5 protein-coding genes are annotated in these 12,101 nt (G+C 32.2%); all 5 read right to left on the bottom strand.

Going from position 1 to position 12,101, the window contains the following annotated elements:
* Nucleotides 1-116 precede the first annotated feature (116 nt).
* A complete protein-coding gene (locus HNP35_RS22695) occupies nt 117-3,257 on the bottom strand; it encodes a glycoside hydrolase family 2 TIM barrel-domain containing protein (protein WP_184167831.1) in 3,141 nt (1,046 codons plus the stop codon).
* Between the two features lie 182 nt (nt 3,258-3,439).
* The gene (locus HNP35_RS22700) at nt 3,440-4,327 is read right to left on the bottom strand and encodes an inositol oxygenase family protein (RefSeq protein WP_184167833.1); all 888 of its coding nucleotides are present in this window, start codon (nt 4,325-4,327) and stop codon (nt 3,440-3,442) included.
* Nucleotides 4,328-4,788: 461 nt separating this feature from the next.
* A complete protein-coding gene (locus HNP35_RS22705; protein ID WP_184167835.1) occupies nt 4,789-8,823 on the bottom strand; it encodes a hybrid sensor histidine kinase/response regulator transcription factor in 4,035 nt (1,344 codons plus the stop codon).
* A 52-nt stretch (nt 8,824-8,875) separates the two neighbouring features.
* Nucleotides 8,876-10,705, bottom strand: a complete 1,830-nt coding sequence (locus HNP35_RS22710) for a metallophosphoesterase family protein (protein WP_184167837.1) — start codon at nt 10,703-10,705, stop codon at nt 8,876-8,878.
* A 223-nt stretch (nt 10,706-10,928) separates the two neighbouring features.
* The gene (locus tag HNP35_RS22715) at nt 10,929-11,780 is read right to left on the bottom strand and encodes a DUF4861 family protein (protein WP_184167839.1); all 852 of its coding nucleotides are present in this window, start codon (nt 11,778-11,780) and stop codon (nt 10,929-10,931) included.
* Nucleotides 11,781-12,101 lie beyond the last annotated feature (321 nt).

Raw genomic sequence — 12,101 nt, forward strand, 5'->3', positions numbered from 1 at the left:
ACCGAGACTGAAAACTGAAACCGAACTTATTTAAGTTAAAGTGGTTTAATAATAAATTTTTAATTTTCAGTCGCAGTCTCAGTATTCAGTGTAAACTGAGACTGCAAACTGAAAACTTATTCAATTGGTTTAATAATAAATCCGTAGCTGTATTCGCTTTTTGTTAATAGATACTGTTCATGTGGCGGTGCGCCCCAACTGTTGTCACCTCCTACACCACGCTGCGTTAAGTCTACACAAACTACTACTTCGTTTCTTGGAGTGATATCGCTAGAATGAATATTCTTTTTAGAAATTCCTCCATCAAAATCACTCGGATAATTGTTCAAAGTACTTATACCTAAAGGTTGCAGACCTTTTATTTCCAAGCCATTTCCTTTATTGCTTGACAATTTAAACCAGCGTATATCTGTCTTGTATCCATTTTCTTGTGGGCGTGTATAAGGCACATATTGGTCTGCAACTTTACTAGTATAAATTCCTTTGAATGATGCTGTTTTTCTATCTGGATAATTTTCTAATGGACCTCTTCCATAATAATCCAAGTTTTCTAAGCTATTTTTTAAAGTGAAAATCATTCCGAAACGCGGTAATTCTGGCAACGGATTATTTCCTTTTTTATAAGCAACTTGAATTTCTAAAGATCCATCATTTCCTAATCCATACTTAATTGTATAATCAGAAGCAACATCGTTTAATTTTAATTTCGCAACGATATATTTTTTTCCGTTTTCTTCAGTTTGCTGAAGGCTTTCTAACGAAGTATTTTTTCCTGCCGTTCTCCAAACATTCGTTCTAATCTGCATTTTGTTTCCGATGTCATTATCGGTTGGAGCTCTCCAGAAATTTGGCTCTGGATATTGTTTGAAATATTCTTCTCCTTTTAAACTATAGTATGAAATTAATCCTGACGATTTACTGATTTTGACCGTAACATTATCAGAAGTCAACACAAACTGATCTTTTTCGTCTTGAACTTTTGAAGAACTTGCTTTTTCAGATTTTTCGAAATATTTACCATCTTCAATCACAAATTGTTCTTTTGCAATTTCAAAATTGTCAGGTAATAATTCAGAACTTGTTTTGGTGTAAGCAAAAACATTTAATAAATATTCTGTTCCTTCTTTAGATTCTATTTTTGGTAAATCAAGCTTAAATTGCTTTTTTGTTTTTGAATCTAAAGCGACACTAAAAGTTCCTTCTTTTATTACTTTTCCATTTTCTAAAACCTCGTATCTAAAGCCATATTTATTCAGATTGGTAAATCCAAAATCATTATTAATTTCGATTACACCATTTTTAATATCTACCGCTTTGAACAAAATATCTTGATATACTTTTTTTACTTCGAATGCTCCTACGTGCGGTGTTCTATCTGGATAAACTAATCCGTTATGTGAGAAATTCTCATCATTCAGATAATTTTGGCTTCCCATATCACCTCCATAAGTCCAGTATTTACGACCTACTTCATCAATACCCTCAAAACCTTGATCTACCCAATCCCAGATAAATCCGCCTTGCATATTTTTGCTTCCTCGAATAATGTCCCAATATTCTTGAAAATTTCCGCTGCTGTTTCCCATCGCATGCGAATACTCACACATGATGAACGGGCGACTCACTTCTTTTCTTGCCGCATATTCTTTCATGTATTCAATTGATGGATACATCGGACAAACGATATCAGTATTTTCGTTTTCTTTTGCCTGTTCAAACTGAACCAAGCGCGAATTATCTCTTTTTTTAATCCATTTGTATGCCTCATGAAATACAGGTCCGTTGGCACTTTCATTACCTAAAGACCAGATAATTACCGATGGAGCGTTTTTATCTCTTTCAACAAGACTATAAATTCGATCTAAATGAGCTTCTCTCCATTCTGGAAGATGTCCCGGATTCGTTTTTGGATTCATCCACATTAAAGGCTGTCCTTCCACTCCCATTCCGTGACTTTCAATATTGGCTTCATCTACCAAAAACAAACCGTATTTATTACAAAGTTTTACCCACAAAATATTGTTCGGATAATGACTGCAACGAACTGAATTAATATTCAGCTGTTTCATCATTTTAATATCTTTCATCATCGTAGCTTCATCCTGATAATGCCCTGTTTTTGCATTATGTTCATGAATGTTTACGCCATGAACCATTAATCGAACTCCGTTTACCAATAATTGCCCGCCTTTCACTTCTACTTTTCTGAATCCGATTTGAGTAGAAACCGTTTCTATAATATCACCTTTCGTATTTTTCAAGGTTAAAACTAAAGTGTATAAATTTGGTGTTTCACTGCTCCATAATTTAGGACTTGAAACACTTTGAGAAAAATTAACGTTCTGAATTTTTGAAGCTTCAAAATTTACATTAAACTCTTTACTGAAAACATTCTTTCCAGAGGCATCAACTAATTTTGCCACTAGCTTCTGATTATTTACAGCCTTTGATGTCAGATTTTTTAAACTCACATCAACATTTAAACTTCCGTTTTTATATTTCGTATCTAAATCTGGTTTTGCAAAGAAATCAGAAATACGAACATCATTTGTACTATATAAATACACATTTCTGTCAATTCCAGAAAGCCTCCACATATCTTGATCTTCTAGATAGGAACCATCACTCCATCTGTACACTTCTACAGCCAGATTATTTTTTCCAGGTTTTAAATATTTAGAAATATCAAATTCTGCTGGGCTTTTGGTGTTTTCGGTGTAACCGACTTTTTCACCATTCACCCAAATATACATAGCCGATGTTCCTGCTTCAAAATGAAGAAAAACATGTCGGTTTTTCCAATTTTCAGGCAACACAAAATCTTTTTTATAAGACCCAACTGGATTATCCCAATGATTAATAAACGGCGGATTTTTCTCAAACGGATACGTAATATTGGTATAAATTGGCACACCATATCCGTTCAATTCCCAATTGGAAGGCACTTGAAGATCTTTCCAATGAAGAGTGCTAAAATCTGTTTTATAAAAATCTTTCGGACGTTGATCTGGAGTTGGTGACCAAGAAAATTTCCATTTACCATTTAAAGAAAAATACCAAGGTGAGTTTTCATATTTATCGATTATCGCAGAATTTTCATCTGCATACGGAAGAAAAGCAGCGCGAGCTGGTTCTCTATTAATTTGAAAAACTTGAGGATTTTCCCAATCGTTATGGTCTTTTTCCTGAGCCAAAACAATGGTTCCGCAAAGCAGTAATAGGCTTAATAAAAATATTTTGGTTTTGATTTTCTGCATTATTTTGGTTTTAGATAGCTGGCAGTTATTTTTTTTAACACATAGAAACATAGTTTTTCTTTGTACAAAAAGGCATTTCATTTATTACAAAAAACATAGCTATGTGTGGAAAACTAGTTTCTTTTAATTAGTACTCTTAAATTCAAATAAAAATCTATGTTTCTATGTGTTTATGTAAACTTTTAAAACTTCAATTTCTCTGGCAAATATTTAGCAACTAATTCTTTATAATAAGGAAGCAAAGCTTTTACATCTGGCTTAACTGGCGCTTTTGTATACAAATCATACGGATTGAACTTTCTTACCCAGTCAAACATTTCAATGTCTTTTTCATTCATTAAATGCGAATAAGCATTTTCTTTATGCTGAGAATAAAAAGAATGGTAACGAATCATATATAAAGCTGGATCTGGAAGATAATCTTTCATAATCTGATACAGATATTCGTCGTGACCCCAACTCATTTTTACATTTTCTAATCCGCAGTTTTCTGTGTAGACACCAAATTTGGTATTGAATCTTTCGTCTGTGTAATCTGGATTTTCTTTGAAAAATTCAGAATAAACAATTTTATCCGAATACGCACAACCGACAGGAAATGTATCTCCAACAACTGCCCATTGTGGTTCTCCAAACAAACATAAAACTTTACCTAAATCATGAATAAAACCTGTCAGTACAAACCAATCTGGATGACCGTCGGCACGAATGGCTTCCGAAGTTTGCAAAAGGTGTTGTGTCTGATCTAAGTCAATATCTGGGTCGCTGTCGTCTACAAGCGTGTTTAAAAACTCAACAGCTTCCCAGATTGACATTTCTTTTCTATTAAATTGCAGAAAATCTTGTTCTTTACTGCATACGAAGTCATAAGTTTGATAGGTGTGGTTAATCCTGTAAAACTCTTTAACTGTTTCTACTCTTTCCGAATCGACATAATTTCTGAACTCTTCTTTCTGCTTTTCTTTTACTTCTTCATTTTCTTCAGAAGGATCAGGATATCGCATTAACAAATCATCTTCCCACTCATCTAAATTATTCAACGGATTGTCTGTGTCTATATGCTTTTTCATAATGATAAATAGTTAATAGTTATAAGACAAAAATAGAATTACATATACGTTTCAAAATGGATTAATACATCAAAAACATGGATAATTTCGAATATCGTAAGATTTTTACCTTAAAAACGGAATAAAAAAGCTTTTTTTGTCATTTCGACCGAAGGGAGAAATCACATTAGAATTTTCACAAAGTTAATCACCAATCTTTGTCGATTCTCGAGTGTGATTTCTCCCTTCGGTCGAAATGACAAAACAGTGTATGTAAAACATAGCCCGTGGTTTCAAACACGGGGACATGATGGAAAAATACAGCAGAAAAATTAGATTGTCGACAATCTTTGCGATCCCGTGGTTGAAACCACGGGCTATGTTTACTAAAAACGTAAAAAATCTTTGTCAAAGTTTTAAACTTTGACAAAGACTAATCTCATATAAATTCGCGAAAATTAGTGCAATTCGTGGCAAAAAAACTAATTAATCAGTTTACTTGGTGGGAAACCAAACTGTTTTTTAAAGCATCGGCTAAAATATAACGGATCATTAAACCCAACTAAATTGGTTACTTCAGAAACATTGTATTTCTTCGTTTTGAGCAATTCAGCCGATTTTTTCAAACGGATTGTTCTAATGAATTCGTTCGGAGCCAAATCTGTCAATTCTTTGATTTTTCTGTATAATTTAGAAGAACTTACTCCCAATTTATCGCATAAAAAATCTGTAGAAAGATCTACTTCGCTCAAATTATCATTAATCAGATTGGTGATTTTCTCCATAAATTCCTCATCAATAGGCGAATGTGTCAGCATACTAATTTTACTTTCAACTTCTCCAGAGAACTTTTGTTTGAGCTCTAATCGTGATTTGATAATATTTTCAATAACCGTTTTTAATAATAAAGGTTCAAAAGGTTTTGCCAAATAGCCATCTGCGCCCATTTCATAACCTTTGACTTTGTCATTATTCTCACCAAGTGCTGTTAACATAACAACCGGAATATGACTGATAAACTCATCATTTTTAAGTTCATGAACAAATTCTAAGCCATCCATAACCGGCATCATAACATCGGCAACACAAAGAATTGGTTTGATTTGACGGCAGATTCTCAGACCTTCTTCTCCATTTTCTGCATCATAAACTTTGTAATAATCAGACAGATAATCAACTAAATATTTTCTAAGTTCGCTATTATCCTCAATAACCAATATTTTTTCTTTCATATCGGTATTCTGAATAATTTTCTTAGCTGCTTTTTCTGGAATAAGCATACTTAAATTATCATTTTTCAGAGCATATTCGAACACTTCTTTATGTTCATAAGCAGAACGGTCAATCGGAATTTCAACTCTAAAAGTACTTCCTTTTCCTGCAATACTTTCTACAGAAATAGTTCCTTTATGAATTGCAACCAATGATTTTACCAATGATAAACCAATTCCAGATCCAGTATTATTGTCTTTACTATTTGAAGCCTGATAAAAACGTTTGAAGATTTTATCCATACTTTTTAACGGAATACCAATTCCATCATCCGTTACTTCAATCACTAAGACATCTTCAACAGTATCTTTCAATCTAATAAACAAATCGACATTACCATTTTTATTGGTAAACTTTAAAGCATTGGATAAAAGATTATAAAGAATTTTATCGTATTTGTCATTATCCAACCAACCGTTTATTTCATCATCTTCAACAATAAAATTGAGCTTAATCTTTTTGTTGTAAGCCATTTCTTTAAACGAATCGAAAATATTTTTAGAATACGATAAAACATCGGTTTTAGTCACTTTTAGTTTCAACTCGCCCGATTGTGCTTTTCTAAAATCTAATACCTGATTTACTAGATTTAATAATCTACTGGCATTTTGATATATTAAATTGTATCTGCTTTTCTCGTAATCTGTTGCATGGCTATTTTCGTCTAATAACTGTTTTGCTGGACCTAAAATAAGCGTTAATGGTGTTCTTAATTCGTGTGAAATATTAGTAAAGAAACGTAGTTTTTCATTGTTTAATTTAACATCGTGCTCTCTATTAACTTTCTCTGTAAGAAGCTCTTGTTTCAAACGAATACGGTTTTTTATTTCTTTTCTAATGAAGTAGAAAATTCCAAACAAAAGAGCAAAAAACAATAAAAATGAAGTTGGAGTTAACCAAAATGGAGGCAGAATTTTTATCTTATAAGAAACCGTTTTACTCCAATATCCGTCACTATTGCTTGATCTGATTTTAAATGTATAATTTCCTGGATAAAGGTTTGTGTACTGAACAATTCTAGAAGTACTATTGGCTGTAATCCAATGTTTATCAAAACCTTCCAGCATGTATTGAAACTTATTCAATTTTTCATTTGCGAAAGATGGAGCCGAGAACTGAATTGAAAAGTTGCGATTTTTATGTGTTAATTCAATTTCTTTTCCATAATTCAAATCTGTTGAAAGCGGAATTTCTCCATTGATTTCCATTTCTGGAAAAACTTCTTCGTTCTGAATTTTAAACTCAGAAATCACAGGCAATGGCGACCAATTATTTCTTTTCATTGCTGGAGGCGAAAAAGAGATAATTCCGTTCTTACCTCCTAGAAAAATATTAGAATTATTAAAATAGAAGAAACCGCTCGAGCTAAAAACGTCTAATCTGTTTCCGCTATTAACATGATAAATGCTAATGTCTTTCAAATTTGACTTAACAAAAGCAATATTATTATTGTTGATATTCAGCCAAAGATTTCCGTTTGCATCAGACAAAATATCGGTAATCCATTTTCCAGAAAGTTCTTTTAGATTTTTAACGGGGTCAAATTCATTCTTTTTCGGATTGTACAAACACAATCCAAAACGTGTTGAAGCCCAAATTTTACCTTTAACATCTACTAAAACATCACTCACATTTTCATCGTGAGGCACTCCTTTTTCTTTTATAAAAAGTGACGAATAAGTCTCTATTTTTCCTGAAGCAATATTGTATTTTACGACTCCTGTTTCGGTCGCAAACCAAACATTATTTTTAGCATCTCTTTCGATAGCATTGATCTGAAAACCAGGTAAAAGTTCACTTGAAGTCTGTACTTGCAATGTTTTCGTATTTAAAATAACGGCACCTTCACCAAAAGAACCAACAATCATCAAATCATTTCCAATTTTACTGAAAGCAAAAACTGGAGATTTTTCAAATCCAACTTTGATTTCTCTTGAAGAATTTGTGCTGTAATTATAGACCAAAACATTTCCATCCCAAAGACCGCAATAAAAAATTCTTCCATCATCAGAATAAATACTCGCAATATCTTTTCCAGTATTATGCAACGGAGTTGAACCTTTTGTATTAGAAATAAAAAGTCCGTTATGATAAGTCGCAACAATTATTTTTTCATCGTAGGTTTTGGCAAAACCTCTAATTCGAGGCGCTTGATTGCCAATAGAACGCGAAATATCTTTGTTTAAAGTAAACTGATTTTCGAACGGATCGTATTTATCCAATCCATCTTCTGTACCAATCCATAAAACCCCAGATTTATCAAAATAAAGTGAAGAAATTAAGTTATCGACAAGCGAAGTATCATCAGATAAAATAGAATAATACCATTTGTAATTTCCTTTCTGAATGTCTTCTAATTGATCACAAACCAATAATCCGCCCAAAGTTCCAACCCAATATTTACCGTCTGGAGCACGTGCAACCGATAAGAAATATGGACCTAAAGCTCCTCTAACCTGTTTATTTTCAACATATAAATTAACAAATTGATTGCTTGCTTTATCTAGTTTGTACAGGCCTTCACGAGTTCCTACGAAAATATCTTGTTTGGCATCTTCATAAATAAAATTGATGTACGGATTTTTTACATTTGAATTCGGAACAGAAAGTGTATAATTGTTGATTCTAACAATCGCTCCTTTTGCATCCATCGTAATTTTTGCAACACCCGATTTCTCGTAACTTCCAATCCAGACATTTCCTTTTTTATCTTCAAAAATCTCTTTTACGTACTCAAATCCTTTCAACGGAATTTTTTCGAATCGGTTTTCTTTCAAAAAGAATAAATAAATTCCCTTTGTTTTTGTACCAACCCAAACTCTTTTAAATTTATCTACATAAACCGCACGAACTTCATCATCTGGCAAACTGTTTGGATCTTCTTTTTTATGAAAAAAAGTAGTAAAAACATGCGTATCCATTTTAAAAAGAGTCAGACCTTTTCTTGTACCGATCCACAAATGGTTAGAATCTTCATCTAGTTCTAAAGCAGTAATATCATCATTGTATAGCTTATTTTTCCCAGGAGTAGAACTCATGTAATTTTTGAACTGATAACCGTCAAAACGATTTAATCCAGAGAATGTTCCAAACCACATGAAACCTTTTTTATCCTGTACAATATGGCGTACCGAATTATGAGACAATCCGTTATTGTCATTATAATGCGCAAATTTTATATTCTGTGAATAAGAACTACAAAAAGCAACAAACAATAAGTATAGTAAAAGGAATTTTGGTCTCATGGAAATAAATTATAACTGCAATTTAAACTTTTTGATTTAATAAATACCGAAATTATTTAACAGATAAATTATCAATTTTGTTATTTTTTAAATCAATTTTAAAATGGTCGGAAGGTTCACCATTCATTGTTTTCCAAAATATTTCTGCCCACAAAACCAACTTTGGATCATTTGATTTTTTAAAGTACTTACAGATCAATTCATATTGTTTTAATCTCTCTTTTCCTATTTCAGAAAAAGCGAGTTCGTCGGCACTTTTTAGGCGATAAAAATCGAAAATCATATCAAAACCAGTCCAAGATTCAAAATCAGAAAGAGTCAAAGAGTTTGCTTTTAAATCTTTATTGATTTCAGATGTATTTTTATTCAATTCTAATAAATCTTTCCCTGAAATTTTTTCAATTGATTTTAATAAATCTGCTGGAAAATCTTCAGGTAAAAATCTCAAACGAACCAATTCTTTTAAATGCCAATTTGTAAATTCTTTGTAATTTTTAGCATTTAAAATTTCTTTATTCCAAATATGATCATCTTTAATACTTTGTAAATAAGCATATTCTTCTTCGTAAAAAGGAAATAAACTATCAAATTTATCAACTTTACCAATTACAATAGTTTCTACTTCAAATTCAGAATTAGAATGAATCGTCAATATTTTGTACGCTGGCATATATGCGGCAAGTGAAGGAGTTTGAATATTAAACAAAGTATTTCCTTTTGCCGTTGTTCTTACGCCTGTATCGTTAATATGCATATGTCCTCCAAAATGAATCTGAATTCCGGCATCTGCAAATTGCTGAGCTACTTCTTCATCTGGAACTCGCTGTAATTGCATTTTGTTTGCTCCAAAAAGCTGTTTTAATTCTGGCGAAGCGTCATCATTAAATTCAACCATCGGATAATGGCTAAAAGCAATTAGAATTTTTCCTTTTTGTTTCGCTTCCGCGGAAACTTTCTTAACCCAATTTATCAAATGGCTTTTATAAATCAGAACGTTATTATAACCTGTATTGGCTCCAGAAAAATCATGCGGATTATTAGGTTCTCCAGATAATTTTTCGTTTGGAACATAAGCATTCGCATCTATTGCCAAAAGCCAAATTCCTTTTACAGGTTCAACTAAATAACTGGCATCTGGAAGATACAAATTCGTGTTTTTAATTACATACGTTCTTTTTTCTAAATCAGATTCTTTTTGCGCTTTTTCAAAATTATATTGTTCGTAAGTGTAGTTTGAAAAAGGTGTTTCCCAATATAAATCAGTTTTTTTCGGAAAAAAACCAAAATCGCGCATTTCGTTAATGGTTTCTTTGTAACCCCAATTTTTTATATCTGTAGTAATAATGGGTTCTAAATCACTTTTGACTTTGTTCAAATTATTTTTAGAACTGCTTATAATTTGCTCTTTTCCTCCTTTTCCTAAAAAATCAGTTTTGGCAGCATCTTGAGAAAACGGTCTTACAACATCATGATTTCCTGTAGTTACGTAAAATGAAAGTCCGTATTTTTTTGAATATTCGTTAAGTATTTTTTTCAGTCCTCGAACATGAACTGGCTGTCCGTCATCGCTAAAATCGCCAGGAAGAACAACTTGCTTGATATTTCTTTTTACGATGTCATTTAGAGCTTCTAAAAAAGCAAAATAATTTTCATTGAAGATTCTGGTCGAATGTAATTGCGCATTCATTGTTCTTATATTAGCATATTCTCCCGTTTTCGGATTTTCGATTCCTTTGTAATCGTTATCCTCAAATTTGGCAAAAATATCCTGTAAATGAACATCGGCTATAAAAGCAATCTGAACTTCTTTTTTTGCAATCTGCTGTGATTTACAAGAATTTAAAGAAAGTAATAGTACTATTATAGCCGATATTCTAAACATATATTTTATTATTCTTTTTATGATTATCTCTTATTTGTCCCATTTTTAAAAATAGAAAACCTATAAAATCAGACGCGGATTAAACAGATTCGCTAACGCGAAGACGCGGATAAAAACGGATTTTTTTAATCTTTTAAAAGCTATAAATAGATTATCCGTTATAATCCGCGTCTTTACGAAGTAAATCCGTTCAATCCGCGTGCTCGCTTAAAGGATAATTAAGTTATTTTTTAACGAAAGCTTCTAATTTATCTAAAGTATTCAATTCTGATTCTCTCGCACTAGAAGATATAATCGTTGTTTCTAAAGTTTTAGCAGGTTTTGAAATCAACAAATATTGTGTTCCATCATCTGTAGTTTTTTCATAATCTTTTGGATTGTACTTAATTGCAGCTCCAACTTCTACAATTTCAGCCGCAACGTCTTCTGGATGTTTTCCCCAAACTGCGATATAATTTGTTCCTTTCTTCGTTGCACAATCTTTAAAGTAATTTACTCCTGTTGCAAATTGTACTTTTTCTCCAGTTAAAGAAACAGCTTCTACTTTTGCTTCTCTTTTTCCAGAAAATACTGTTACACGAACCAAAATATCTACTTTTTTTCCTTTGTAAGGCACTCCTCTAGAAATCATTTCCATCCAAGAAGTGGTGTCTGTTTTTCCTACACGAGCCAAACGGTTTGTTACAGGATTTAATGGTACAAGTTTGTCTCCGTCCCAAAGCTTCACACCTCCTAAACCAACAGTTGATGCAACTTTATAATAATCTGCCCCCCATCCTTCTTTTTGCTGTTGCGGTGTTGGGTACCAGTTTGCTTTTCTTAATTCTAAACCTGGTTTTGCTTTAGAATAAACATCAATCGCTACTTTATCGCTGAAATAAATTCTCAAAGCCATCCATTCATTTTCAACGGCTGGACCGTGATGTCCGATTGTTTTATATAAATCTCCTGTTTCTGAACCAATATCTGTTAAGTACGTAATTTTATCAGACTTCATATACAAACTGGTGTCTGTATTATTCTGTCCAAAACAAATGCAGCAAAAAAGTAAAGAGGTTACGATAGATAATTTCATAATTTAAATATTATAGTTTAAGTGTAATTCCTGTAAATTTAAAAACAACTTTCAACAATTTACTAAGAATTCCGCCTAATGTTCAGAAATTATCAATTTATACTTAAAATGTGAAAAATCTTCAATCGATATTCTATCTCTTTTTTTACTTGCTAATGTTTTCAATTAATTTTAAACACATAGAAACATAGATTCTAATGCTTGTTAAAAAGCGTTTCACTTGTATGAACAAACATAGCTATGCATGAGAAACTAGTTTCTTTTGTCTTCTTTTTGCGCAATCAAAACTATGTTTCTATGTGTTTATAATAAAACCGCCTT

It is taken from the genome of Flavobacterium notoginsengisoli (assembly GCF_014207905.1).
In the GTDB taxonomy this organism is placed as follows: Bacteria; Bacteroidota; Bacteroidia; order Flavobacteriales; family Flavobacteriaceae; genus Flavobacterium; species Flavobacterium notoginsengisoli_A.

Excerpts from the sequence above, each read along its gene's own strand:
- HNP35_RS22700 (WP_184167833.1), bottom strand. The coding sequence starts at position 4,327 with ATGAAAAAGCATATAGACACAGACAATCCGTTGAATAATTTAGATGAG.
- HNP35_RS22695 (WP_184167831.1), bottom strand. The coding sequence starts at position 3,257 with ATGCAGAAAATCAAAACCAAAATATTTTTATTAAGCCTATTACTGCTT.
- HNP35_RS22710 (WP_184167837.1), bottom strand. The coding sequence starts at position 10,705 with ATGTTTAGAATATCGGCTATAATAGTACTATTACTTTCTTTAAATTCT.
- HNP35_RS22715 (WP_184167839.1), bottom strand. The coding sequence starts at position 11,780 with ATGAAATTATCTATCGTAACCTCTTTACTTTTTTGCTGCATTTGTTTT.
- HNP35_RS22705 (WP_184167835.1), bottom strand. The coding sequence starts at position 8,823 with ATGAGACCAAAATTCCTTTTACTATACTTATTGTTTGTTGCTTTTTGT.